Source organism: Acinetobacter brisouisimilis (assembly GCF_000368265.1).
Classification (GTDB): Bacteria; Pseudomonadota; Gammaproteobacteria; order Pseudomonadales; family Moraxellaceae; genus Acinetobacter.
Genome location: NZ_KB851219.1, coordinates 912,297 through 936,913 on the forward strand (window position 1 = coordinate 912,297; position 24,617 = coordinate 936,913).

Genomic DNA, 24,617 nt, shown 5'->3' on the forward strand with positions numbered 1-24,617 from the left:
AAAGCTGCTTTGAAGAAAATGTAATATGCAAAATTCTGCGATTAAAAATTATTTTGTGGCTAAACCCTGCAAATCAATTTGCGAAGCTGACTGATAAATTCTTAAACCAAATTCAGGCAGAATGGAAATTAGATGATCAAAAATATCTGACTGGATATTTTCATAATCGATCCAGACTGTTGTGCTAATAAAAGCATAAATTTCGATAGGCAATCCCATACTGGTTGGTTGTAGTTGACGCACAATGAGCGTTTGGTCTTGAGCAATGCCTTCATGTTGACGTAAATAGAAATTTACATAAGCACGGAAAGTCCCCAAGTTGGTTAGACGGCGCTGATTATATTCAGACTGATTGGAGAGTTTATTATTGAATTCTTCTAATTCATTTTCTTTTGAGTTGAGATAATTATTGAGTAACAAAAAGTCTTTTAACCTTTGATGTTCTTCAAAAGTCATGAAATGTACGCTGCTCTGATCGATATAAAGTGCTCGTTTCATACGGCGTACGCCAGATTGCGTCATCCCACGCCAGTTGCGGAATGTATCCGTGACCAATTTATTAGTAGGAATTGTGGTAATAGTCTTATCAAAATTTTGCACGGTAATGGTATGTAATGACATATCAATGACATCGCCATCCGCATTGAGTGATGACATTTCAATCCAGTCCCCAATACGGATCATGTCATAAGAAGAAATTTGTACACTGGCAACCAGTGACAAAATGGTATTTTGGAACACTAACATGAGTACCGTTGCCATCGCACCGAAACCAGCCAGTAAGGTAAAGACATCTTTTTTCAGGAATGTTCCTAAAATCATTAATCCACAAATAATAAACAGCATTAATTTGACGAGTTGCAAATAACCCTTGATCGGCTTGTTTCGAGAGTTGGGATTACGCTGGTAGATCGCATTAAAGACATTCAGAATTTCACTGATGGTGCGAGCAATACTCAGGAAAATAAATGCCTGACACAGCATTTGAACCAGATACACTAGTTTTGCAGATAGATGTGGAACCGTATCTATCCCGTTCATGATAATGAGTGCAGGAACAATATTAGAAAAACGCTGAATGACGCTATGTTCAGCAAGGATAGAATTCGTTGAGAATGTCATCTTGAGCAAGATTTTACGAATACCGCGAACAACGATTTGCTTGGTAATAAAATTAGCAACAAATGCAGAAAAAATCAGGATGCCTAAACCACTGAGCATTTCTAACCATGGGAACTTGTTTGCCCAAGTCTGGATATCCTGAATATATTGGGAGAAATTAGACAAAATACCTAAGCCTTATACCAAAACCAACCCATATTGTAAGGTTATTTTGCATATTGGCTTAGGCAAGTTTAAATAAATAAACGTTTTATTATGATTGAATTACAGACTTACCACATCAAATCATCTGGAATGACGTATGCTGCATAAGGATCTTCTTCATCTGTAGTTTGTTGGTTATCTTCAGATTCTTTCCACAAAATAAAGCCCGACATTTTTTGTTCAATACGGTCTGCCAATGCTTTAGGCAAATATGCATATTGCTCATTTTCTTTGGCAATAACCAAACTACCTGAGACCAGTGCATTATAAATTTGCTGGTTAATGTAGACTTTCTTGATTTTGTTTTCATCAATAAATTGATAGATGCTATCGCCATCGGTGTCTTTAATTTTGTGTTGGCCAATCATCTGAACAATATTGGCTTTGAGGGTTTTTTCTTCCAGTTGGCGTTGTTTTTCCGAATTGAGTTGCTGATCTTTTTCCTGTTTCTGTTGCTGATCTTGAGCAATTTTTGCTTTGATTTCAGCATCATTGCTTAGACCTGCACGTTGTTCATGCTGTGCTTGCTTGGTCAATTTTTTCGCTTTTTTATTGTCGACTAAGCCCGCTTTCAATAACTGCGCCTGTAAAGCATTTTTAACCATAAGATAAATCCAACAAAATTAGTGATGTAGATGCTTGCGAAGATACAATGCCCAGTAAGTTAGACTCATGGTCAAACTGACGAACACTGGAATCAGAAAAGTATGTAAGTTTAAATAAGGATATAACCAAGTAACAAGTATCCCCCCACATAAAAAACCAATCAAAATCAAAAGCAGTAACATGATACGGCGTTTTTCCACAGGTAAACCACGTAGCAAATAACCAAAATTAAGCCCTAAATCCGTCAATAGTCCAGTGAGGTGCGTGGTTCGAATAATTGCGCCTTTATAGTGGCTGACCATAGCATTTTGCATACCCATCCCAACACACGCCCAAAGTAATGCGTAGCGTGGATAATAAGGAATAAATAACCAACATAGAAAAATACACAGTGCAGAAAGGCTAAGTGGAATACCGTAACGGCGTCCGAGTTGAAAATGACTGCTACCGAGTAAATAGCCGCTATATAAAGAACCCAAAACAAAGCTTAAAATGACACAAATAATATAAATGGCATGCATGAGTTGCCCATGCACAATGGCAATTGCCAGCATACTGACATTGCCTGTCATGTGCGAAACAGTTTGATGCCAAATATTCAGTAGTCCCAGTGCATTGACCATGCCTGCATTAAAAGCAAGAAAAAATGCACTGAGCTGAACCCAAACAGGTAATGTCTGAAATGGCATATCACGATCATGTGAGTAATAAAAAGTTATTTATATTTATACCCTTGATCAACTGCAATTACAAATAACACATCAGTCGAAGAATTAAGCGCAGTTTCTGTCGAATCCTGCAAGACACTAATCACCATTCCAATAGCAACAACCTGCATGGCAATTTCTGAAGAAATACCAAACAGACCACATGCAACAGGGACAAGGAGTAAAGAACCACCTGCCACACCAGAAGCGCCACAGGCAGAAATCGTCGCAACCACACATAAAATGATCATGGTGGTCAGATCAGTCTGAATACCCAAAGTGTTCACTGTCGCCAGTGCCAATGTCGTAATGGTTACAGCTGCACCTGACATATTAATTGTAGAACCTAAAGGAATGATCACATTCGCTGTAGATTCATCCACACCGCAACGGCGAGCGAGATCTAAGTTCACTGGAATATTTGCTGCAGAGCTACGGGTAAAAAATGCAGTAATTCCACTTTCACGTAGGCATTTTAGTACCAATGGGTATGGATTACCTTTAATCACCAGAGCGACCATAATTGGGTTAATGATTAAAGCAACAAAGAACATCGTGCCGAGTAAAACAACCAGCAAATGTGTATAGCTAATCAGGGTATTTATACCCGAGTTCGCAAAAGTTACGGCAACTAAACCAAAAATACCTACGGGTGCAAAGCCAATCACCAGTTTAATCACTTTTCCAATGGCTTCTGCACTGTCATGTAAGAAGGCTTTAGTTGAATTTGAGCTATGGCGAAAAGCCACTCCCAAAATCAATGCCCAAGCTAAAATACCAATAAAATTGGCTTCACTTAATGCAACGACTGGATTGGAAACAAAACTCAAGACCAAGTTTTTAAGCACCACACTTAAGCTATTTGGTGGCTGTAAAGACTGATCAGTGGCTAAATGCAAAATAAGCGTTGTTGGAAATAAATGATCAGCGACGACAGCACTTAGGGCAGCAAGCAACATCCCTGCGGTATACATGATCAAAACAGGTTTAAAATTTTTAGCACTTTGCGCTGCCTGAAAATTTGCAATTGAGGAAATGACCAATACAAACACTAAAATAGGAGCAACTGATTTCAATGCCTTAATGAAAATATCACCTAAAAGGCTCAAGTAAGGTGCAACATTTGGGAAAAAAAGGGCAACACAAACCCCTAAAATAATCGCAATCACAATCCTAGTTACTAAACTAGATTGCCTAATAGCTAAAAGCATAAGAACGCCTTAAAAACCAATAAGGTTCTAAATCTACAGGAAAGAAAGGTTGGGTATTCTATAGAAAAAAATTCATATCTTGCATTTTTATTGTGGAAAAAAGCCGATTATTAGTGATGAAATGAAAAATAATATTATCTAATAATTTGATTTTTAATTATTTTAAATTAAACGGTGAGTAAAATACAATCTTATGGTTTGTTGCTAAAATAAACAAAAAAATCAAAAAATCACCGTTTAATTCAGCACATCTTATCCTGCCATTGATAAGGCAGAGGAGTTAAGATGGAAATAATAAATATTGCTTAATATTTTGATAAAACGCTGATCTTTTATAGAGTAAAAAATTTGTTTGCCTGAACGGCGAGTGGTGACAATATTATTTTTACGCAAAATCATGAGTTGCTGAGAGAGTGTTGGTTGTAGAATTTGACTTCTCGTTTCAATTTCAGAAACATTCAGCTCTTCATTCATCAATAAGCTCAAAATCAGCAAACGATCTTTATTACCCAGTGACTTGAGTACAGTTACGATATCATCAGATAATTCACGAATTACATCAATATCCAGTGGCTCGCTCATTTTTCCCCCTTATTTAAGATTGATATAATTTATTAATAAACATACAGAAAATATGTGTATAAAAAATGGATTTTGTTATTCTTTGCGTATAATTGTAACAAAAACAAATAATAACTATGATCATCATCAGTAATGTTGATATTTGTATAAGTTATTGATATAAATATCAATAACTTATATTTTGTAAATTTTACCTATAGAAAAAAACTATCAGTATGATATTTTTATCATTTTTATAAGAGATCACACTTTTTGTAGTGACTTAGTATAATATGCGTGAAAATTTTATGTGCAACCTTTTCACTCATGTTTTCCTTTCTCTCAATTGAGTTCACACTCTCTTTTATAGGTTTTTTTTGCCTATATTGGGGCTTACGGAAAATGCCTCAAATACAAAATATTGTGCTGATTATTGCCAGTTATTTATGTATTTTGCTGATGTCTAACTGGATTGCAGTCACAGTCATCGCAAGTTATAGCTGTATTATTTATGCACTTTCTATTGCCATGGATCGCTGGCAGCAACATAAGAAAAAAATCTTTATTTCAGGGATTATTCTTACGCTGATTCAATTGGCATTTTTTAAGTATTATGATTTCTTTCGTCAAGAAACGAGTCTTGTGCTAGATGCTATGCATTTAGACAGCTCGTTTTTGGTTTCAAATTTGCTGTTACCTTTAGGGATTTCTTATTACTCATTTCAATCGATTAGCTATTTGTTTAGCCGTTATCAGAATGAAATAGAAGTTCTGCGTTTTAACTTGCCACAGCTATTACTCCATTTTTCATTTTTTACTACGATTACTGCAGGGCCAATTGCTCGCGCGCAGAGTGCTAAAGGTTTAACTGACATTCATCAACAACCTTGCGGGATGAGCGCACAGATTTGCCAAACTGAACCGCGCAAGATTTTGTATCCAAGTTTAGCTTTTGCATTAATTTTACTGGCATTGATTAAAAAATGGTGGATTGCAGGCTGGCTCGCAGATCATTGGGTCAATCCAGTATTTGCAAACCCGATGCAATATCATTCGCTGGAAGTGTTGTGCGCCATTTATGGCTATACCTTGCAATTATTTCTCGATTTCTCTGGTTATAGTGAAATGATGATTGCATTTGGTCTACTGCTGGGTTTCCGTCTACCTGTCAATTTCCGCGCGCCATTGTTAGCACACAATATTCGAGATTTCTGGGATAAATGGCATATCAGTTTATCTACCTGGATTCGTGATCATATTTATATTCCACTGGGGGGAAGCCGTGGTGGATTTGCACGTACACAAATCAATTTATTGATTGCTATGGTCTTGTCTGGTGTATGGCATGGCTCAGGCTGGAACTTCTTCTTGTGGGGGCTATTACACGGCGTTGGTTTAGTCTTGCTGAATATTGGCGATAAAGTTTATGAAAAAGCCCGTCAGGTCACGCCAAGAGAAGCTCGCAATGTATTGGCAAATACAGGCTGGTTCGGCAAAGCAGTTGGCGTATTTTTCACCATCCACTTTGTTTGTTTCTGCTTTGTATTCTTCAGAGCAAAAAGCTTAGATGAAGCACTGCAAGTTTTCCATGCGCTATTTAGCAACACAGTAAATGTGTCTTGGTCAAACAACCCATTGTATTTGCTAGGTGTATTGCTACTTGCTTGGGTACTTTATCCTCTGGTGCGAAATAACACGCACAAATTGGCTGAAGTTTTTAGTCGAATTCCCAAATATGCGGTTTCAATTCCTTTATTTATCGTGTTTTTACTTGTACTGATCTGTGCACCTTCAGGTATTCCAGGATTTATCTATGCAAACTTCTGATACGGATATTATCGGTTCATCATTAGAACAAACTCAACAACTCGAATATGTTCAGGATCATCTGGAACAGCGTCAGAATTTTTTATATGTGCTCTTCATTTTGCTGGCATTTTCCTTAACGTCCATCTGGATTATGCAAAATTCGGTCAATGCTTATTTTCAACAGACCTACCATAAAGATAGCCCGTTTGCGATGTTAGATCAGTTTCAGATCTGGCATATGGGTGGAGAAATTGGGGATTATTTATATCGTGAAAATGGGCAATATGATGAACGTGTCAATCAAATCAACAGCCATATGACTGACAGGTTTAATCAAGATTATGCTTATACTGCTGAATATAAAGCCGCAGAAGCAAAGCGTTTAAAAGAAGAACAGATAAAACTGGCACTGCTTGAAAAACAAAAAGCCAAGCAGGCTTTTGACCAGCGTTTTATGCTGACAGGACAAGATCAGGTCTTTTTTGCGGGTGACTCCATGATGCAAGGAGTTGCGCCACATGTACAGAAAGTTCTCGAAGAACAAGGCATTCAGACGGTAAACCTGAGTAAACAAAGCACAGGGCTGACCTATCCAAAACTCTTTGACTGGCCAAAAACCATTCGGGATACATTAAACAGTAATCCACGTATTAAAGTGATGATTGTATTTTTAGGGCCAAATGACCCTTGGGATATGTTTAATGCAACAACTAAACACTGGCTTACTTTTAAATCACCAGAATGGGAAGCTGAATATCGCGCCCGCATTGACAGTATTTTAAATGAAGCGCGTAAACATCATGTCAGTGTCATGTGGTTAACTCCACCCAATATGCATAAAGATCAACTGAATGAACAAATGATTTACTTGAACAAGATCATTCAAAGTGAAGTAAAAAAAGCCCAAGAGTTCGTGATTGATTCACGCCCAATTATTGGCGGAAAAAATAACCATTTTGCAGAAACACTCAACACGGAAAATGGCAATGTAAAAGTGCGCAGTGCGGATGGGATACATTTTACAGTTGAAGGACAGAAGATCATCGCGCACAATATTTTGCAATACTTACATTTAACAAATTAAGCGATTTTTGAATGAAAATGAAAGAATTAAAACGGTATGGCCTGTTTCTGGCCACATCTATTATTCATATTTCTGCTTTTGCAGGCAATCTCTCCAATTTCCAAGAACCGAATACTTCTCAACTGGTTAAAAGCATTCAGCAGCACAAACTCAATGTAGTTCAGTTCGGTGATTCACACACTGCCGCGGACTATATGAGTAATGCTTTAAGAACCACATTACAAAATACGTTGGGTAATGGTGGAATGGGATGGGGAATGCCCATGTATTTTTCGGGCCAGCGCCTGACACGTTTCGGTTACGACAATAACAATTGGCAACCTATTTCTATTCGTACTCAGGTAAATGAAAACTATACATTAGGTGGCTTGATTGCCCGTCCCGTTGCAGACGGCGCCACACTCACCATTAAAGCCAAGCAGTCAGAACAACTGCAAAAGATTACGGTCAGTATTCGTCAGGGTGCTGAGGATAGTGACCTTCAGGTCACAGACAACCGTGGTCAGCATTTTCGTTTAAGTGCACCAATAAAAAATAACACATGGCAATTGCAAACTTTTGAAGCCTATTTACCTTTTACTATTACAGCACCACACAACCCTCAATCTGCGTTAGGTGGCTGGTGGGCAAAAAATGCAACGGGTTCTGGCGCTGTAGTATCCGCTCTAGGGGTTAACGGTGCACAATTGCAGTCTTGGAATAACTGGAGTAATAACTGGAAGCAACAGCTTGGGCAACTCAAATTTGACTTGATTATTTTGGCCTATGGAACCAATGAGGCCTATACTTATCATGATCTTGAGCAACAAAAACAGCTTTTACTCAGCCGAATTCATGATATTCGTGAAGCTTCGCCGCATAGCGCAATTCTGATCGTTTCTGCACCTGAGAGTCTAAAAGACAAATCGGGTGAGTGTGGCGTACGTCCAGCGCAACTGAGTGCATTTCAAAATATGCAGCGCCAAGTCGCCAATCAGGCACATACTTTATTTTGGGATTGGCAAGAAGCGATGGGTGGGCATTGCAGCATGAAAAACTGGATAGCACGTGGTGATGCTGCCCGAGATGGTGTGCATTTTTCTGCGTCTGGATATACCAAGTTTGGTGACATGCTTGCCAATGATATTTTGGCACTGGCAGGAAAATCGGGTAATGGAGGAGTATTGGTTTCTAGTCATGTAGAAAAACATCCTTCAAGTCGATCAGCCGTATTTTCTGTCAATACTCAAGATCGTGCGATGGCACATGCGAGCATTTGTAATGTAGATGAAACGAATGACTGTAAAATCATTCATTAATAAAAAAATAACCCACAAATTTTGTGGGTTATTTTTTTTCGAATCGGGATTACTTGTGTACAACAAGTACAGGAACAGTACTTTCAGAAAGAATCGCTTGAGTAACGCTACCCAAGAAGAGTTTTTTGATTCCTTTACGACCGTGTGAACCAATAACGATCAGGTCAGCGCCTAATTCTTTGGTTGCTGCAACAATCTCTTTATGAATGGTTTGACCTTCAAGAATTTGAGTTTCAGCAGTCACGCCTTCTTGAGCAAACAAAGCTTTTGCCTGTTCAAGAATTTCCTGAATTTCTTCTTTTGCTTTAGCCACATAATCATTAATAAATTGATCAGTGTTTACAAACTCAACAGCGACAAAAGGATCAACCGCTAAAACACAAACTGCAGTCACTTTGCTGCTAAATGCTTTTGCAATTGATGAAGCTTGTTTTACTGCTGCTAATGATGTTTCTGAACCGTCAACTGGAACTAGAATATGTTTATAAGACATCTGAATTACTCCTAAGCTGTCCTTAGATACCGGATACTTTTTAAATTTTCATCGTTGTTAAATGTAAGTGTCTCATCTATAAGAATTTCTAGTAGTATTTAATCTATAAGTATTGTACAAACTAGAATTTTTTAATCCAAGAGCACGTGGCTTAAGGCTAACACATTTTATAAGCTTGAAAAAAGAGGGAATATTTTATTTTGATGAATAAAATTTATGCTAAAACTTGGCAATATCGAGGAAATAAACTCGCATTTCATCGTTCTTTCACAAACGTATGCGCATAATATCCATCATTTTTTAGAGTGGGCTATCATGGATAATCAATCGGACCTCCAAAATTTAAATAATTTAATTGAGGAATTTGCAGTTAAAAATAAAAAACCTGAGAAAATCTTAATTGGTTATAAAGTTTATGCAGAGTTGATGAATGATCGTCAGTTTATGCAAGAGGTTGTTGGATCAGCAATGAATCCAAATAAACGTAAGTATAAAAATATCAAAATTAAAGTAACTCAAGATGGTCGACAACTTGAGATTGTTTAAATTCTAAATTGTTAGAAGTTGATAGGAGTGTGGGATGGAAATGTCAGTTGATATACCACGACCATTCTCCTACAGGCCAAAAGCCTAATTAAAAATAAACGATGTATTTGAAAGCTGATACAATTTTATCGGCTCGCTCTATCCGTTGAGTTACACAATATACCAGCCAGTGGTTATTTTTTGGGGTTAAGCAGAATATTAGGAATTTTACCCAAGAAAATATCACGGGCAATATCACCTTGTTGTTCGATATTATAATTTGTGAATGCTTTATGCTTTTTTAGCGTGTAAGCATATGGGTTATAGCGTTTCAAGCTTAGATAATAAGCCGTTTGTAAAATAGCACCTTTCACCAATACTGAGTTGCCTTGTTGAAATTGCAAGACATGTGTCAATTCATGAATGAAAACTGCCTGATAAATCTGTGACTCTTGTGCATAGTCCAATGAATAATTTTCAGGGTTCACAAAGATTGCACCGATAGGCGCCATGAACATGCCAATCGGCTGCCATGGTAAAAACGGCGTGTTCCAGATACGAACCTGCTGATAATCAATCAGATTGCCAAAAACTGTAGATGCAAGGGTAATTTCATTGTTTGTGAGCGGTCGAACATGCAGCGACCAGATTTTAAAATAATCCAGACAGCACAATAAAATTCTGTTTTGAAATACATCTTTAATCATAAGAAATATTAATCTAGGCGCATTGCTTCAATAAATAGACGAAAAAGCGGTAATTCGGCATTCCGACTTGGGTAATAAATACATAGAGTATCCGCTATAACGCATAAGCATGGTTTTTTGATGAAATAATAGAATATCCCATTTTCCTGATTTTACTGTTGAGATGAAAATGTACTCAGCGATAATTTTTTAATATCTTCCGACGGCGGTACGCCAAAGAAACGTTTATATTCTCGGGAAAATTGCGACAAACTTTCATAGCCGACCTGCAAACTGGCGGCAGAAATATCACGATTTTCAGTCATGAGTAGGCGCCGCGCTTCGGTTAAACGCAGGCTTTTTTGATACTGAAGCGGGCTCATACTGGTAATGTCCCGAAAATGCTGATGAAAACTCGATACGCTCATCCCCATACGCTTGGCAAGCTCTTCTACACAGAGAGGTTGGGTAAACTGGTGTTTAATCCAATCAATCGCGCGAATAATTCGATGCCCCGTAGTCCCCATGGTAACAATCTGCTTGAGGCGTTCGCCCTGTGGGCTGATCAGTAGTCGGTAAAAGATCTCTTTAATAATTAACGGTGCGAGTACGGGAATATCTTGCGGGGTATTCAGCAAGTTGATCAGTCGAATAAAAGCACTGACCATATCGGGCGTGAGTGTCCCGACAGCTACACCTTTACGATCTTTATGTGCTGGCTTAAAAGAAATCTGTGCTTCGAGCATGATTTGCGCCAGTAAATGCGGATCAAGTTTCAGTAACATACTGAGGTAAGGACGCTCTGGAGATGCTTCGGTAATTTGTGCAATCACAGGAAAATCCACCGCGGTAAACAGAAAATGACTGGCGTCATAGGTATACATTTCCTGACCCAGCATCACCTGTTTTTGCCCTTGTGCAATCAAGCATAGGCTGGCATCCATTACGTAACTGGTTGGTTCGGTGGGCTGTTCCCAGCGACTTAAACTCAAACCTGTGATTGGCGTTTGCACATGGTGCTGACCTTGAGTCCACTGCGCGATGCTACGCCCCAAAATTTCATTGAGCCCTATTTCCAAGTTTGACATTGCCCGACCTTTTACTTACCGCTGTAACTCTGCTCAACATAGCGGTAATTGGAAAAGAAACCTAGAGCCTGCATTATTTTTTTGGAGAATTAGGCAAATCTGCAAGAGGAATGGAACAACGGTTTCGAGCTGAAATTTCTATACTGGCTTTACGGTTCTGATCACAGACCGCTTTGAAAAAGAGGTGAAGCTCATGCAAGTGCTTAAAAATGCCGAGCATCAGTCTCAGCAAGGTTCGCCAGACTGGTTTAGTGGCACAGTCCATATTGATAGCTTATTTGCACAGCAAGAACCTGCTTATGTCAGTGGTGGGCGGGTAACCTTTCAACCCCAAGCCCATACTACTTGGCATACCCATCCACTGGGTCAGATTCTACTGGTCACCGCAGGTCTGGGTTATGTACAGAAGTGGGGTGAACCACGCCAGATGATTCAATCTGGCGATATTGTGGTGATTGCACCCAATGAAAAACACTGGCACGGTGCATCGGAACAGCAGTTTATGACCCATGAAGCACAACAGGGTCAGGTCGTGACTTGGTTAGAACACGTTGTAGATGAACAATATTTAGCTTCTGGAGAACACAATGAGCATTAAAGTCTTAGGTTATGCAGCCCAATCAGAAACCAGTCCCTTAGCACCATTTACCTTTGAACGCCGCGATCCGCGTGAAGATGATGTCACCATTCAGATCAAGTATTGCGGTGTGTGCCATTCTGACTTACATCAGGCACGCAATGACTGGGGTTTTAGCCGTTATCCAATTGTTCCTGGACATGAAATTGTTGGGCGTGTGACTGCAACAGGTGCGAAAGCCCACAAATTTAAAGTCGGTGATTTGGTTGGGATTGGTTGCTTGGTGGATTCTTGTCGCCATTGTTCAGCATGTGACAACGGTTTGGAACAGTACTGTGAAAATGGACATGTCCAAACTTATGCAAGTGAAGACTTGCATGATCACCGCCCAACCTATGGCGGTTATTCACAAACCATTATCTGCTCCGAAGATTTTGTACTGAAAGTCCCTGAAAACCTCGACACCAAAGCCGTTGCACCATTGTTGTGTGCAGGGATTACCACATGGTCACCATTACGCCACTGGAATGTTGGTCAGGGTAGTAAAGTCGCGGTGGTCGGTTTAGGTGGTTTGGGACATATGGCGATTAAGTTGGCTCATGCACTCGGTGCAGAAGTGACCTTATTTACCCGTTCAGCCAGTAAAGAGCAAGATGCTAAACAGCTAGGCGCAGATCATGTGGTTCTATCAACCGATGCTGAGCAAATGCAAGCCGCAGTCAATCAGTTTGACCTGATTATTGATACTGTGCCGTATGAGCATGACTTGAATCCGTATATTCCAACACTTGCACTGAATGGAACACTGGTTCTCGTAGGTTATTTGGGTGAGATCAAACCGCATACGGTTCCAATGATTATGGGACGACGTTCGGTTGCAGGTTCAGTGATTGGTGGAATTAAGGAAACACAGGAACTTCTGGACTTCTGTGGTGAGCACAACATTACCGCTGATGTGGAAATGATCGAAATGCAAACCATCAATGATGCTTTTGAACGTATGCTGAAAAGTGACGTGAAATATCGTTTCGTGATTGATATGCAATCTTTCCATCAAACGAACTCACTTTAAGATCATATTTTTTTAAATGAATTTGCTCAGTGTTTATTTTGCCACTGAGCAGTATCGAAAAAAATAGCGAGTCTGTATAGATCAGGCCCGCTATTTTTTATGCTGAAACTATTCAACCTCAACACTACTCATCTCGTCATCACTCAAGATATTGAACTTAAAATGACGTTAACTTCTTTTGGGCAGATTTAAAGTTTGAGAGTGATGCAACAGCAACAGCAGAGATGACTACCGTAGGCAAGCTTGCGATTAAGATACCTGTTGTTCCTAATCCTAATGCCAAGATTTTCCCTGTTAATAGTGGGCCTGTCATGGCACCTAAGCGTCCTAGAGAAATTGCACTTCCGACACCAGTGACTTTTCCCATACCTGAATAGAAAATAGGGGAAATGCCGTAAAGAATGGATTGACCACCTGTAGAGAAAATTCCTCCCATAATGCCAGCAACAATTAACACAGGAATAGATGTTGTTGTGAACAGTAGACTCAACGCAATAAATAAACCACTGTAGATAATCGTCGTTAATTGCCAAAGTTTTAGGCGATCCAGTAAAAAACCAAATGCTAAAGTTCCCACAATTGCGCCGATCTGAAATACCAGCATGACCAAAAAGGCTTGTTGTTTTTGTAAACCTTGTTCCATCAACAAGTTAGGTAACCAACTAATTAAAATGTAATTGATCATTAAAGTGAAGAAAAAGCTGACCCAAAGCGGAAGGGTATGTCTGTATTGCTTGTTTTTAAACAAAACATTCATCGTGCTTGGCATAGCTGGAACAGATTGTACTTCTGTGACGGCTTTAAGCTTATCTTTTAAAATAAAAGAGATGAAAGGAATCAAAAATAATGGCGTGATTCCCCCAATCAAAAACAAGGTTTGCCATTTAATCTCTGGTAAAAAGATCGCAAGAACTGCAACAAAACTTGCACCGACGGGTAAACCGCAATACATCAGGCTATTTAACTTACCCCGATTTTTTTCAGTTGCTTCATCACCGACACCTGAAATCATGGCAGGCATTGCAGCCCCTAAACCTAATCCTGTAAAAAATCGTGCGATATATAAAACTTCAACGCTTGGTGCAAATGCCGTGATCACCATAAAAATGCCAAAAATTGCGATAGAAAGCATCAGAACTTTCTTTTGCCCTAAATAATCAGCAAGTCTCCCACCAAAGAATGCGCCAAATAACATACCAGATACGCCTAAGCTAAATACGTATCCCATTTCTACTTTGCTTAAGCCAAAAGTTGCGGCAATTCCCTTCGCTGCGATACCCGGTGCCTGCAGGTCATAGCCTTCAAAAAATGCGACCAAAAAACACAAAAAAATCGTTAAAATTTTTTGCACTTTCCCTGTTTGTATTTGTGCCATGATTGATCTCCATCAATAATATACAAATCGTTTTCCACTTACGATTCGGATTGTTATTCTCTATTTAATTATCATTTATAAATATCAAGACAATAGTCGGACATAATCACGATAAAATAATAAATCAAACTTATTTTAGGGGTATAAATTAAATATTATTAATAAAAATTTTTAAAATGTGTATTTATTTCAATAGTTTGAATATAAGTAGTTATTTTTTATGAAACGATAGTAAAAATAGATCATTGTAAATCAATAAATCTAAAAGAATCATATAATATGACCTGATTATTGGTTGAGTTTATTAAGCTTTTTTCTTTATTTCTCGCTATAAGAGAAAATAAAGAGGAGGAAATAATATCAATCCATATAAGGCATAAAAATGTAATTTTTTTGCAAGTATGAATTTTTGATAGGTATGATTAAAGGCGTCTAGGGAAGATCAAGTAAGTTATGGAATTACGTCATTTACGGTATTTTGTTGCTGTTGCGGAAGAATTAAATTTTACGAAAGCAGCACAAAAAATGTGTACAGTACAGCCTTCACTCAGTCAGCAAATCAGGGATTTGGAAGAAGAAGTAGGGGTACAGCTTCTCTTGCGCTCTAATCGTAAGGTAGAGCTTACAGAAGAAGGGAGAGCATTTTTAAAAGAGGCTCTACTTTGCTTGAAGCATGCTGAAAAAGCGATAGAAGATGCCCGTCAGGTCGCAAAATTAAATCACGATTATTTAAATATCGGTTTTGTGCCTGTTGCCGAGATGAAAGTATTTCCCTATATTATGCCAAATATTCGTGCCCATTTCCCAAAGTTACATATTAATTTTCAAAGTCTTACAGATGCACATCAATTTCAGGCACTCAAAAAAGGCGAGATTGATATTGCTTTTACCCGCTATACTGATGATAGTCAGGAATTTGAATCATTTCATGTTTTTCAAGAGCCATTAGCCTTGATTGTACCTAAGGATTCACCTGCTGCGCAGTTAAAGCAAATCAGTATTAAAAGTTTTAACCAGCAGGATTTTATTGTCAGTGAAGAAGTTGCTTCACCACAGTTACACAAAATTATTAAGGATTTTTTTAAGCAAGAAAAAATTACACCCAATATTGTTCAGTATTCGAATAATATTTTATTGAATGTAAATTTAGTGGGGATGGGAGTTGGCTGGAGTCTAGTGCCCTTATATGTCACGCCATTACTTGGTGACAAAGTGGTCGTGAAAAGTACAGTTGAGTCTTTACCGATGATTGATTTGTATGTGAGTTACCGAAAAAACCAAAAAAATGAAACGATTGAGTTGATCTTAAAAATATTAAAAGAACACTTTCATATTAATCTTATATAGATACACCGACTCTGGATAAGGGTCATCTATAAATAAAAAAGGTCGCCTTATGAGCGACCTTTTTATTAGATACAGACTTATGAATGTAGTTTTGCAAATAAATCGTTGCTGATGCTATTGAGCGTTTGTGGAATCGCAAGTGCTGCAACAAAACGGTCTGGACGCAGAATCACAATCGATTGCGAAGTTTTACCAAACCAGCTACGTATATCGATACCAGAATCACCAATAGTAATTACGCCATCAAGTTTTTTACGTTCAGGATTATCAATCTGGACGGCTGGCAGAACTTGGATAAATTTCACACCCAAAGATTTCCATTTTGCCATAGTTGCGTCATTCATTCCCCATTTAGGATCAACCCCCCATGCAATGATTGCAAAATCATTATCAATCACATCATCAAGTAGTACAGTTTCACCTGATTCGAGTTTAACTTGGGGTTGTATAAACATTTTACCAACAGGCGAATGTTTATGACCGTCTGTTACCAATGCACCATCTTTATATTGTGGCATTGGTTTAAAACGCATTTCCAATAAATACTGCTTAATTGGCTTAATATAATTGAGTGCATAAGCAATACTGTCTCGTACAAAGCCTTGCCATACTTTTGGTGGTGCAAGTACATGACCCGCCATTACAGACAGATCAATCATGGCTTTAGCATGGTCTTTACGTTCAACTTGATACGAATCCAGTAAAGCAGGGCCTGATTTACCTTGAACAACCAAGGCAAGTTTCCACGCCAGATTAAAGGCATCGCGCATACCACTATTGTATCCCTGACCTTGCCATACAGGCATAATATGCGCTGCATCACCTGCCAGTAAAATGCGGTCAACACGAAATTTATCGGCGATACGTGCATTATGTGTATATACACGTTGACGAATAACTTCAACCTTCTCAGTGTTTGGAAGCACTTTGGAGAGGAGTTTGTTGATATTTTCAGGTTTACTCAATTCTTCCTGGGTTTCGCCAGGCATGACCATAAATTCAAAACGACGAATACCATGCGGTAGAGCGGCTGAAACATATGGTCGTACAGGGTCACAACACAGATAAATATGTGGTGTTGCAAGTGGATCATTTTCAATATCAATCACGATCCATTGATTTGGTGCTGTTTTTCCATCAAAACCAATGTTTAATGTACGTCGAACAACCGAGTTACCACCGTCACAAGCAACTAGATATTGTGCACGAACCACTTCAGATTTTTTATCTGCGGTTTCAATATTGAGTGTCACGCCATTTGCATCTTGGCTAAATTTAGTCAAATCACGTGAGAAAAGAACCGTTGCAGTATCATACTGTTGTAAGTTTTCGAGTAGAACTTTATCCACCTGAGGTTGAATAAATGCATTTCTACGAGACCAGCCAAATTCACGGGTCATAGGCTGAATATCGGCAAAACAATGACCTTTAGGCGTTAAAAAGCGCATGGCATGATTTGGAGTGGTATGCGGTAAAACTTTATCAATTAGCCCAAGCGACTGAATTGTACGTAAAGCTTCATCATCAATACCAATTGCGCGAGGGTAATCAATCAAGCTATCCAGTTTTTCTACCACAACAACTGAAATGCCTTGTTTGCTTAAATAGTTCGCGATGGTCAAACCGACAGGGCCTGCACCTAAAATTGCCACTTGGGCATTGTAATCAATTTGCTTCGTACTCACAGCGAAATCCATTCCATTGACATTCATTTTATTAACTGCCAATACTAAAATCGGTACAACCTAGTCAATAGTCGTTATATAGGCTAATTAAAATCATTTATAAAGAATCGAAAAATAATAAGCATTTGAAATATAAATATATTATTAAATTTATTGAGTATATTTTTGTGATCTGATGATCATTTTTTTCTATCGTTACCCAAATTCAATTTCATTGATTCTGAATTGTTTAGAGGGTTGTTATTTAATTTTATAAATATTTTTACTTAATAAAAACAATAATTTATTTTGAATTTTTCGATGATTTATAGAATTATTCATAAATTTTTATTAGCTATTAGTCGTATAAATTAGCCATATTTGAAATATGAGCGCTTTGTTGTAATGATGGAAGTTAATTATATGTATGTTTTTTAAATATTTTTTTTATTAAAGTACAAATGAAAAATGTATCTATCATTTCTAGCTATTATAAAAAACAAAATAACTATTGGAATAAAAATAATATTTTCTTGATTCTAAACAGGTTTTAAATACACGTTTTTTATAGATAGCCAGATATCGTATCGCTGTAAGCATTCATTTGGCTACTGTGGAAATTTTCAGACCGCGTTCAATGATTCACTCATTGTTTGTAATAAGAAAATTACATTTCGTAGTTTAAGGAAAAAATAATGTCGAATTCTGGTGTTGTTGAATTAGTTGCACAAGCCCTACGTACGGCTGAATCCTCTCGAATTGCAATCGCTCCAATTCGTGCACAGCTTGGTGGAGAACACGCGGATGTGGATATTGCCTATGCAGTGCAAGAGATTAATACGCAACGTGCATTATCGGAAGGACGCCGCTTAGTCGGTCGTAAAATTGGATTGACGTCTAAGGTTGTTCAAACTCAACTGGGCGTTGACCAGCCTGATTTTGGTATGTTATTTGCCGATATGGCTTATGGTGACGGTGAAGCCATTCCAGCCGGTTTATTGATCCAGCCTAAAGTGGAAGCTGAAATTGCGTTAGTCATTAATCAGGATTTAACTCAAAAAAAACACACTTATGCAGACATTATTAGTGCAACCGAATATGCACTACCTGCCATAGAAGTCGTGGATAGCCGTATCGAAAACTGGAAAATCTCATTGATTGATACCGTTGCTGATAATGCATCTTCAGCAGCTTATGTTTTAGGTTCACGTCCAGTGAAACTCGAACAGCTGGATCTTGTAAATTGCAAAATGACCATGACCCGCGGCGACGAAGTGGTTTCGCAAGGTGTTGGCAAAGCCTGCCTGTCTAACCCATTAAATGCCGCTGTTTGGTTAGCTGACGAAATGGTACGTCGTGGTCGTCCACTTCTTGCAGGCGATATTATTTTAACGGGTGCGCTCGGACCGATGGTGGTCGCGAACCCAGGTGATGAATTTCACGTTGAAATCGAAGGTTTTGGTTCAGTAACAGCTGCTTTTGCTGCTGAATAATCTAGTTCTTTAGGGAAGTTTTTCATGAAAAAGATTAAATGTGCATTGATTGGGCCAGGGAATATTGGTACTGACTTGCTTTACAAACTTCAACGTAGTGACATTCTTGAGCCAGTCTGGATGGTCGGAATTGACCCAACCTCTGAAGGTTTGGCCCGTGCAGAAAAAATGGGCTTAAAAACCACCGCAGAAGGTGTCGATGGTTTGTTGCCACACGTGATCGCGGATGATATCAAGATCGCTTTTGATGCAACCTCTGCCTATGTTCATGCTGAAAACAGCCGCAAGTTAAATGAACTTGGCGTACAGATGATTGACTTGACGCCTGCAGCGATTGGTCCTTTCTGTGTCCCGCCTGTGAATCTGGAAACCTTGCTTGAAGCAGGTGACTTGCCAAACGTCAACATGGTGACTTGTGGCGGACAGGCGACCATTCCGATGGTTGCTGCAATTTCACGTGTTCAACCTGTTGCATATGGTGAAATCATTGCCACAGTATCGACCCGATCTGTCGGTCCTGGTACGCGTAAAAATATCGATGAATTTACCCGTACCACAGCAGGTGCGATTGAAAAGGTCGGCGGAGCAAAACAAGGCAAAGCGATCATTATCATCAACCCGGCTGAGCCACCACTGATGATGCGTGACACCGTACACTGTTTGGTTGAAGGTGAACCCGATCAGGCTGCGATTACACAATCTGTGCATGCCATGATCAAAGAAGTTCAAAAATATGTTCCAGGTTACACACTGGTGAATGGTCCAGTCTTTGATGGCAATCGCGTATCCATGTTCCTTGAAGTTGAAGGGCTGGGCGACTTCCTACCAAAATATGCGGGTAACCTTGACATTATGACTGCTGCTGCTGCGCGTACCGCAGAAATGTTTGCAGAACGTTTACTAGAAACAGCTGAAGCTTAAAAGGATCGCCACATGTCTAAGATTATTATTAATGATATGACTTTACGTGATGGTATGCATCCAATGCGCCATCAAACTACACCTGAGCAAATGGTGAAAATTGCAACTGCACTGGACGATGCAGGTGTGCCTTTAATTGAAGTGACCCATGGTGACGGCTTAGGCGGTAACTCGGTCAACTATGGCTTTGCAGCAGCCAGCGATGAAGAATATCTCAAAGCCGTGATTCCACATCTGAAACAGGCCAAAGTCTCTGCACTGTTACTGCCGGGTATTGGCACGGTTGACCATCTGAAAATGGCACATGATGTTGGTGTCGCTACCATTCGTGTTGCAACCCATTCAACCGAAGCCGATGTCTCTGAACAGCATATTACGGCTGCGCGTAAACTGGGTATGGATACTGTGGGCTTCCTGATGATGGCACACATGGCGACTCCAGAGAAATTGCTCGAAGAAGCACAGAAAATGGTGTCTTATGGTGCTAACTGTATCTATGTGACTGACTCTGCAGGTTATTTGTTGCCACAAGATGTAACGGATCGTGTGGGTATCTTGCGTGCCAACCTGTCAGCAGACGTGGAAATCGGTTTCCATGGTCACCATAACCTGGGTATGGGTGTGGCGAATTCGATTACTGCAGTAAATGCAGGTGCAGTGCGTGTGGACTTGGCCTCTGCAGGTTTAGGTGCAGGTGCAGGCAATACACCGCTGGAACTGTTTGTTGCAGTGGCCAACCGTATGGGGCTAGAAACCGGTGTTGATCTGTTCAAGGTTCAGGATATTGCCGAAGACATTATTATTCCAATGATGACTCATCCGATTCGTGCAGACCGTGATGCAGCAACTTTAGGTTATGCTGGTGTGTATTCATCATTCTTGCTGTTTGCTAAACGTGCCGAAGCCAAATATGGTGTTTCTGCACGTGAAATCCTGCTTGAGTTAGGACGTCGTGGTACGGTTGGTGGTCAGGAAGATATGATTGAAGATCTGGCGTTAACCATGTCTAAAGCGAAAACAACCGCAGCTTCAGTTTAAAACTGATGATCTAAAAAGCATCTTGCAGAAGTACTTTTTAGAAAATTTTGATTGAATTAAGGAAGAATTGAAAAAAATTCTTCCGATTTATGAGTAAAGAGAAATAGTCATGAGCACGGTACAAATTCCAGAATACAAAACGGATTCATTTTTTGGTTTAGAAGATAAATGGATTCAAACGGCTGAAGGCGAGTTAACGCATTACCACGAAGTGGGCGAGGGAACACCAGTTCTATTTTTGCATGGTTCAGGTACAGGCGTATCTGCAGCAGCAAATTGGTGGCTAAATTTACCTCAAATTGGTGAGCAAGCACGTTGTATCGCCATTGATACCATTGGTTATGGTCAAACGATTGTTGCCCCAAATACTCAATATGGTATTCGTGCATGGGTTGACCACGCTGTTCGTACATTAGATGCGCTAGGAATTGAAAAAACCTGGTTAGTCGGTAACTCTTTAGGTGGCTGGCTGGCTTTTCAAATGGCATTAGATTACCCAGAACGTGTACTCGGTATTGTATCTATGGGAACTGGTGGCGCTAAACAAACGGCAGCATTAAAAGCCCATGCAAACCCAGTTTTAACAGAGGAAGGCATTAAAAAAACCTTGTCGATGTTTGTGGTGAATAAAGACTTGATTACCGATGAGCTGGTGAAAGTCCGTTTTGAAGCTGCGAAAAATGACTATGCTTCTGACCGTTTGATGGAAGTGGTTGGTGCACGTGACCGTGACCGTTTTGAATTTCCACTTGATTTTGAAAAAATGAAAGACATTACGGTTCCTGTACTATTAGTTCATGGTGTACAAGATGTCGTCATTCCTGTTTCACGCACTTGGGATATTTTAAATACTGTACCGAATGCTGATGCACATATTTTCAGTCAATGTGGTCACTGGTCACAAGTTGAAAAATCCGATGAGTTTAATGTCGTGATTAAAAACTATTTAGCTGCTCATGGCGTTAAATAATTTATTTTGACTGGATTGAGTCTGAATCTGTACCGTCAAGTATGAACTGGTGCAGATTCAGCGCTGATTTATATTCAATGCGATTCATACAGGATGATCGAAGGTAATTTTTGTAGATTATCTTCTTAAAGGAATAAAATATGCCTGTCAAACTCATCTGTGCTTCACACAGTCCTTTAATGGAATTTGCTTCACCACAAAACCATTCACAAGAACAAAAAGTACGAGAAACTTTTGCTCAGTTGGCTGAAGACGTCAAACGATATAATCCGACTTTGATTATTGCCTTTGGTTCAGACCATTTTAATGGGTTTTTTTATGACCTGATGCCAAGTTTTTGTGTGGGAATTCGAGCGAACGCTGCGGGTGACTGGAATTATGGCCCTGGAAAAATAGATGTGCCTGAAGAAGTAGCATTAAACTTGATTCGTAGTGTACTTGATGAAGGTGTTGATGTTGCTTATTCGTATCGTATGCAAGCAGATCATGGGGTAACTCAGCCCTTGCATTTTTTATGTGATGGTCAGCTTGATCGTTACCCGACGATTCCTATTTTTATTAATGGGGCAGCAACTCCAATGCCAACAACCAAGCGAGCAATCGCACTTGGGCATGCTGTCGGGAAATTTATCCAATCGTTGAATCTTGAGAATGAACGTGTATTGATTTTGGGAACAGGTGGACTTTCGCACGATCCACCAACACCGCAAATGGGTTCAGTACCATTAGATGTAGAAGAGTTTTTGATTTGTGGCCGCAATCCTTCACCAGAATCGCGTTCTGCACGTCAGTCTAAAATTATTTCCGTAGGGCAGCGACTAGCTGCGGGTGACCAATCAGTTGCTGTTCCACTTAATCCAGAGTGGGATATTGCACTATTAGAAAAATTTAAAAATGCTGATTTTGCCTCACTTGCGGCCATGACTGAAACTGAGATACGTCAGGAAGGTGGGCGCGGTGGTCAAGAAGTCCGTTCTTGGATGGCAGCATTTTCCGCATTTTCGGCCTTAGGCGACTATAAGATGAAACTACACTGTTATGAAGCTATTAGTGAGTGGATTGCAGGTTTTGGTATCGTTTCAGCTGAATTAAAAGGTCAATAATCTTTTACACAGCAGTTAAAAAGCCACTTAAATAATTTTGGTTTTAAGTGGCTTAAAAAAAACATCTAAATTCAAGTATAAAAAGAAATAGTTCTCATGTTTAATGCTGATTTTAATTCGTTTTTTTAATGTTATGGCTGCTGCATTTTACGATATGAAATAATCTAGATTATTCGTTCACCATCTAAAAATCATAACTTTGCATAGATGCAGAAATTTTACCTTCGTTCTTTGAAAAAAATATTGATTTGGGCTATTGATTTCAATAAAAACTGTTTGTAATATCTAATTCCATATTTTTTTTATGTGATTTGTTTAGGTAAATTTATTTGCCTAAAAAATCATACCTAGAAAACATTTCTGCATAACAATGTACAAGAGAACAGCGATGGAATGGAACGAAAGTTATAACATAGGAATAGATGTAATTGATCATCAACATCGACAAATATTGGATTATATCAATGCCTTAGAACAAATTCTAATCAACGGTCAACGAGATAAAATCAAAGAAATTTTAGATGATTTGATTGATTACACCCAATCCCATTTTAGCTTTGAAGAAAACCTCCTTCAACAGGTCTTCTATCAATATCTGCCATCTCATAAAGGTATACACGAGTTATTTGTTAAACGGTTGAATGAATATCGTCATAGATTTGAGAGGGGCGAATCTATCGAAAATGATTTACACCGATTACTTTCAAAATGGTTGATTAATCATATTCAGCATGATGATCAAGATTATGTGAATTCTGTACGCGAAAATATGTTGCATTATTTAAAATCACAAGAAAAGAAAAAAGGAAAAGGGTGGTTTTCACGATTCTTCAAATAGGAACCATTGGTTATTATACAAGTTACACTCACACATCTAACTAGCACAGCAGTAAAACCTGTTTGCCGCTGTGTATTTTATTTAGAATCAATTATGCTGGAATAACAGGTTTTCCGACCTATATTTTGAATAAAATTTAATCATTTTAAGCATTAATTGGCATATACGACAGCCATAGAAACAGATGCAGCTGTGATTTTAAAGCTGCTATAGCTAGCTAAATTCTGAAGGTCGTAGCACATCAATATTTTAAAAAATACCAATTCAACATGTTTTCATGTGAATACCAAACAAAAGAACTGAGTAACTAGCAACGTGTCGTTTAGGTCATTTTATGTTGATTGGTATGTGAACTCGATGATGACACAACTATGACGAGATCGACAAACTAAAATTATTACTGATCAGGTTAGATCATCACATAACAAGAATGAGATAGCGCAGGATTTCCACATAATGAATATTATGTTACTTGAGATACACTTGACAGCGATTCAGTTAAAGCTGTCAGGTGCTGCGCCAACATCTGAAATGCTTAGGGCACAGCCTTTAGGTATCTTATTTAACATAATATACATTATACGAAATAAGATCTTGTGTTAAAAGCTACCTAAGAATCTATTATTTCTATGTCTTAAATGCTTTTAAATAAAATGACGCCATTATTTATTGATACTTTTATCAACCATACTTCATCATTTGATGATCCATGATCCATGATCCATGATCCATGATCCATGATCCATGATCCATGATCCATGATTCCAATGATTCCAATGATTCCAATGATTCCAATGATTCCAATGATTCCAATGATTCCAATGA

24 protein-coding genes are annotated in these 24,617 nt (G+C 38.8%); 13 read left to right on the forward strand and 11 right to left on the reverse strand.

All coding sequences use genetic code 11. The annotated features are described in order from the left end of the window. Window positions 1–48 precede the first annotated feature (48 nt). The 5 genes from F975_RS08025 to F975_RS08045 all read right to left on the reverse strand — a co-directional run bounded on the left by F975_RS08025 (window position 49) and on the right by F975_RS08045 (window position 4,432). Window positions 49–1,287 carry a mechanosensitive ion channel family protein gene (locus tag F975_RS08025; protein ID WP_004752101.1) on the reverse strand — a complete coding sequence of 413 codons (1,239 nt, stop codon included), beginning with the start codon at window positions 1,285–1,287 and terminating at the stop codon, window positions 49–51. Window positions 1,288–1,394: 107 nt separating this feature from the next. Next, the gene (locus F975_RS08030; protein ID WP_004752103.1) at window positions 1,395–1,931 is read right to left on the reverse strand and encodes a DUF2058 domain-containing protein; all 537 of its coding nucleotides are present in this window, start codon (window positions 1,929–1,931) and stop codon (window positions 1,395–1,397) included. 18 nt (window positions 1,932–1,949) lie between these two features. Then, the gene (locus tag F975_RS08035; RefSeq protein WP_004752104.1) at window positions 1,950–2,621 is read right to left on the reverse strand and encodes a YoaK family protein; all 672 of its coding nucleotides are present in this window, start codon (window positions 2,619–2,621) and stop codon (window positions 1,950–1,952) included. A 26-nt stretch (window positions 2,622–2,647) separates the two neighbouring features. Continuing rightward, a complete protein-coding gene (gene sstT / locus F975_RS08040; protein ID WP_004752107.1) occupies window positions 2,648–3,850 on the reverse strand; it encodes a serine/threonine transporter SstT in 1,203 nt (400 codons plus the stop codon). A 252-nt stretch (window positions 3,851–4,102) separates the two neighbouring features. Then, the gene (locus tag F975_RS08045) at window positions 4,103–4,432 is read right to left on the reverse strand and encodes an ArsR/SmtB family transcription factor (RefSeq protein WP_004752109.1); all 330 of its coding nucleotides are present in this window, start codon (window positions 4,430–4,432) and stop codon (window positions 4,103–4,105) included. 381 nt (window positions 4,433–4,813) lie between these two features. On the opposite strand from F975_RS08045, the gene F975_RS08050 reads away from it, so the two are divergent. Genes F975_RS08050 through F975_RS08060 form a run of 3 tightly spaced genes read left to right on the forward strand, consistent with a single transcriptional unit; the run spans window position 4,814 to window position 8,602 of the window. Next, entirely contained in the window at window positions 4,814–6,238 is a 1,425-nt protein-coding gene (locus tag F975_RS08050) for an MBOAT family O-acyltransferase (RefSeq protein WP_004752110.1), read from the forward strand. Further along, complete coding sequence (locus F975_RS08055) at window positions 6,225–7,304, forward strand: SGNH/GDSL hydrolase family protein (protein WP_004752112.1); 1,080 nt, start codon at window positions 6,225–6,227, stop codon at window positions 7,302–7,304. Before F975_RS08050 ends, F975_RS08055 begins: the two co-directional genes overlap by 14 nt. Window positions 7,305–7,321: 17 nt before the next feature. Continuing rightward, window positions 7,322–8,602 carry a GDSL-type esterase/lipase family protein gene (locus F975_RS08060; protein ID WP_228127415.1) on the forward strand — a complete coding sequence of 427 codons (1,281 nt, stop codon included), beginning with the start codon at window positions 7,322–7,324 and terminating at the stop codon, window positions 8,600–8,602. Window positions 8,603–8,651: 49 nt separating this feature from the next. Here the strand turns inward: F975_RS08060 and F975_RS08065 are convergent, their stop codons facing one another. Further along, window positions 8,652–9,095 carry a universal stress protein gene (locus tag F975_RS08065; RefSeq protein WP_004752117.1) on the reverse strand — a complete coding sequence of 148 codons (444 nt, stop codon included), beginning with the start codon at window positions 9,093–9,095 and terminating at the stop codon, window positions 8,652–8,654. Window positions 9,096–9,410: 315 nt separating this feature from the next. On the opposite strand from F975_RS08065, the gene F975_RS08070 reads away from it, so the two are divergent. Continuing rightward, window positions 9,411–9,641: a hypothetical protein gene (locus F975_RS08070; RefSeq protein WP_004752119.1), complete on the forward strand. Its 231-nt coding sequence runs from the start codon at window positions 9,411–9,413 to the stop codon at window positions 9,639–9,641. 173 nt (window positions 9,642–9,814) lie between these two features. Here F975_RS08070 and F975_RS08075 read toward each other — a convergent pair whose 3' ends face one another. Together F975_RS08075 and F975_RS08080 are read right to left on the reverse strand one after the other, a co-directional pair. After that, a complete protein-coding gene (locus F975_RS08075) occupies window positions 9,815–10,327 on the reverse strand; it encodes a hypothetical protein (protein WP_004752121.1) in 513 nt (170 codons plus the stop codon). A gap of 152 nt (window positions 10,328–10,479) precedes the next feature. Next, window positions 10,480–11,394 carry an AraC family transcriptional regulator gene (locus tag F975_RS08080; protein ID WP_004752122.1) on the reverse strand — a complete coding sequence of 305 codons (915 nt, stop codon included), beginning with the start codon at window positions 11,392–11,394 and terminating at the stop codon, window positions 10,480–10,482. A 193-nt stretch (window positions 11,395–11,587) separates the two neighbouring features. Between F975_RS08080 and F975_RS08085 the strand changes: the two genes are divergently transcribed. After that, window positions 11,588–11,992: a (R)-mandelonitrile lyase gene (locus F975_RS08085; RefSeq protein WP_004752124.1), complete on the forward strand. Its 405-nt coding sequence runs from the start codon at window positions 11,588–11,590 to the stop codon at window positions 11,990–11,992. Next, entirely contained in the window at window positions 11,982–13,043 is a 1,062-nt protein-coding gene (locus tag F975_RS08090; protein WP_004752126.1) for an NAD(P)-dependent alcohol dehydrogenase, read from the forward strand. Before F975_RS08085 ends, F975_RS08090 begins: the two co-directional genes overlap by 11 nt. 157 nt (window positions 13,044–13,200) lie before the next feature. Here the strand turns inward: F975_RS08090 and mhpT are convergent, their stop codons facing one another. After that, on the reverse strand, window positions 13,201–14,418 hold the full coding sequence (gene mhpT / locus F975_RS08095; protein WP_004752128.1) for a 3-(3-hydroxy-phenyl)propionate transporter MhpT: 1,218 nt from the start codon (window positions 14,416–14,418) through the stop codon (window positions 13,201–13,203). 453 nt (window positions 14,419–14,871) lie between these two features. On the opposite strand from mhpT, the gene hcaR reads away from it, so the two are divergent. Next, window positions 14,872–15,765 carry a DNA-binding transcriptional regulator HcaR gene (hcaR, locus tag F975_RS08100; RefSeq protein ID WP_004752130.1) on the forward strand — a complete coding sequence of 298 codons (894 nt, stop codon included), beginning with the start codon at window positions 14,872–14,874 and terminating at the stop codon, window positions 15,763–15,765. A gap of 77 nt (window positions 15,766–15,842) precedes the next feature. On the opposite strand, the gene F975_RS08105 is transcribed toward hcaR, so the two are convergent. Continuing rightward, a complete protein-coding gene (locus F975_RS08105; RefSeq protein ID WP_004752131.1) occupies window positions 15,843–17,477 on the reverse strand; it encodes a bifunctional 3-(3-hydroxy-phenyl)propionate/3-hydroxycinnamic acid hydroxylase in 1,635 nt (544 codons plus the stop codon). A gap of 647 nt (window positions 17,478–18,124) precedes the next feature. On the opposite strand from F975_RS08105, the gene mhpD reads away from it, so the two are divergent. The 6 genes from mhpD to F975_RS08135 all read left to right on the forward strand — a co-directional run bounded on the left by mhpD (window position 18,125) and on the right by F975_RS08135 (window position 23,792). Then, window positions 18,125–18,922, forward strand: a complete 798-nt coding sequence (mhpD, locus tag F975_RS08110) for a 2-keto-4-pentenoate hydratase (protein ID WP_004752133.1) — start codon at window positions 18,125–18,127, stop codon at window positions 18,920–18,922. A gap of 24 nt (window positions 18,923–18,946) precedes the next feature. Further along, on the forward strand, window positions 18,947–19,843 hold the full coding sequence (locus tag F975_RS08115; protein WP_004751808.1) for an acetaldehyde dehydrogenase (acetylating): 897 nt from the start codon (window positions 18,947–18,949) through the stop codon (window positions 19,841–19,843). 12 nt (window positions 19,844–19,855) lie between these two features. After that, window positions 19,856–20,881, forward strand: a complete 1,026-nt coding sequence (dmpG, locus tag F975_RS08120; protein WP_004752135.1) for a 4-hydroxy-2-oxovalerate aldolase — start codon at window positions 19,856–19,858, stop codon at window positions 20,879–20,881. Between the two features lie 109 nt (window positions 20,882–20,990). Next, a complete protein-coding gene (locus F975_RS08125) occupies window positions 20,991–21,851 on the forward strand; it encodes an alpha/beta fold hydrolase (RefSeq protein ID WP_004752137.1) in 861 nt (286 codons plus the stop codon). A gap of 140 nt (window positions 21,852–21,991) precedes the next feature. Beyond that, window positions 21,992–22,954, forward strand: a complete 963-nt coding sequence (locus F975_RS08130) for a 3-carboxyethylcatechol 2,3-dioxygenase (RefSeq protein ID WP_004752139.1) — start codon at window positions 21,992–21,994, stop codon at window positions 22,952–22,954. A 388-nt stretch (window positions 22,955–23,342) separates the two neighbouring features. Continuing rightward, a complete protein-coding gene (locus F975_RS08135) occupies window positions 23,343–23,792 on the forward strand; it encodes a bacteriohemerythrin (protein ID WP_004752141.1) in 450 nt (149 codons plus the stop codon). A gap of 634 nt (window positions 23,793–24,426) precedes the next feature. Here the strand turns inward: F975_RS08135 and F975_RS15905 are convergent. Further along, window positions 24,427–24,617 (reverse strand): hypothetical protein (locus F975_RS15905; protein ID WP_034425886.1); only part of this gene is annotated, 191 nt, incomplete at its 5' end.

Excerpts from the sequence above, each read along its gene's own strand:
- F975_RS08085 (WP_004752124.1), top strand. The coding sequence starts at position 11,588 with ATGCAAGTGCTTAAAAATGCCGAGCATCAGTCTCAGCAAGGTTCGCCA.
- F975_RS08060 (WP_228127415.1), top strand. The coding sequence starts at position 7,322 with ATGAAAGAATTAAAACGGTATGGCCTGTTTCTGGCCACATCTATTATT.
- F975_RS08105 (WP_004752131.1), bottom strand. The coding sequence starts at position 17,477 with ATGAATGTCAATGGAATGGATTTCGCTGTGAGTACGAAGCAAATTGAT.
- F975_RS08115 (WP_004751808.1), top strand. The coding sequence starts at position 18,947 with ATGAAAAAGATTAAATGTGCATTGATTGGGCCAGGGAATATTGGTACT.
- F975_RS08065 (WP_004752117.1), bottom strand. The coding sequence starts at position 9,095 with ATGTCTTATAAACATATTCTAGTTCCAGTTGACGGTTCAGAAACATCA.
- F975_RS08045 (WP_004752109.1), bottom strand. The coding sequence starts at position 4,432 with ATGAGCGAGCCACTGGATATTGATGTAATTCGTGAATTATCTGATGAT.
- F975_RS08130 (WP_004752139.1), top strand. The coding sequence starts at position 21,992 with ATGCCTGTCAAACTCATCTGTGCTTCACACAGTCCTTTAATGGAATTT.
- F975_RS08055 (WP_004752112.1), top strand. The coding sequence starts at position 6,225 with ATGCAAACTTCTGATACGGATATTATCGGTTCATCATTAGAACAAACT.
- hcaR (WP_004752130.1), top strand. The coding sequence starts at position 14,872 with ATGGAATTACGTCATTTACGGTATTTTGTTGCTGTTGCGGAAGAATTA.
- sstT (WP_004752107.1), bottom strand. The coding sequence starts at position 3,850 with ATGCTTTTAGCTATTAGGCAATCTAGTTTAGTAACTAGGATTGTGATT.
- F975_RS08035 (WP_004752104.1), bottom strand. The coding sequence starts at position 2,621 with ATGCCATTTCAGACATTACCTGTTTGGGTTCAGCTCAGTGCATTTTTT.
- F975_RS08070 (WP_004752119.1), top strand. The coding sequence starts at position 9,411 with ATGGATAATCAATCGGACCTCCAAAATTTAAATAATTTAATTGAGGAA.
- F975_RS08080 (WP_004752122.1), bottom strand. The coding sequence starts at position 11,394 with ATGTCAAACTTGGAAATAGGGCTCAATGAAATTTTGGGGCGTAGCATC.
- F975_RS08135 (WP_004752141.1), top strand. The coding sequence starts at position 23,343 with ATGGAATGGAACGAAAGTTATAACATAGGAATAGATGTAATTGATCAT.
- F975_RS08050 (WP_004752110.1), top strand. The coding sequence starts at position 4,814 with ATGCCTCAAATACAAAATATTGTGCTGATTATTGCCAGTTATTTATGT.
- F975_RS08125 (WP_004752137.1), top strand. The coding sequence starts at position 20,991 with ATGAGCACGGTACAAATTCCAGAATACAAAACGGATTCATTTTTTGGT.
- F975_RS08075 (WP_004752121.1), bottom strand. The coding sequence starts at position 10,327 with ATGATTAAAGATGTATTTCAAAACAGAATTTTATTGTGCTGTCTGGAT.
- mhpT (WP_004752128.1), bottom strand. The coding sequence starts at position 14,418 with ATGGCACAAATACAAACAGGGAAAGTGCAAAAAATTTTAACGATTTTT.
- mhpD (WP_004752133.1), top strand. The coding sequence starts at position 18,125 with ATGTCGAATTCTGGTGTTGTTGAATTAGTTGCACAAGCCCTACGTACG.
- dmpG (WP_004752135.1), top strand. The coding sequence starts at position 19,856 with ATGTCTAAGATTATTATTAATGATATGACTTTACGTGATGGTATGCAT.
- F975_RS08090 (WP_004752126.1), top strand. The coding sequence starts at position 11,982 with ATGAGCATTAAAGTCTTAGGTTATGCAGCCCAATCAGAAACCAGTCCC.
- F975_RS08030 (WP_004752103.1), bottom strand. The coding sequence starts at position 1,931 with ATGGTTAAAAATGCTTTACAGGCGCAGTTATTGAAAGCGGGCTTAGTC.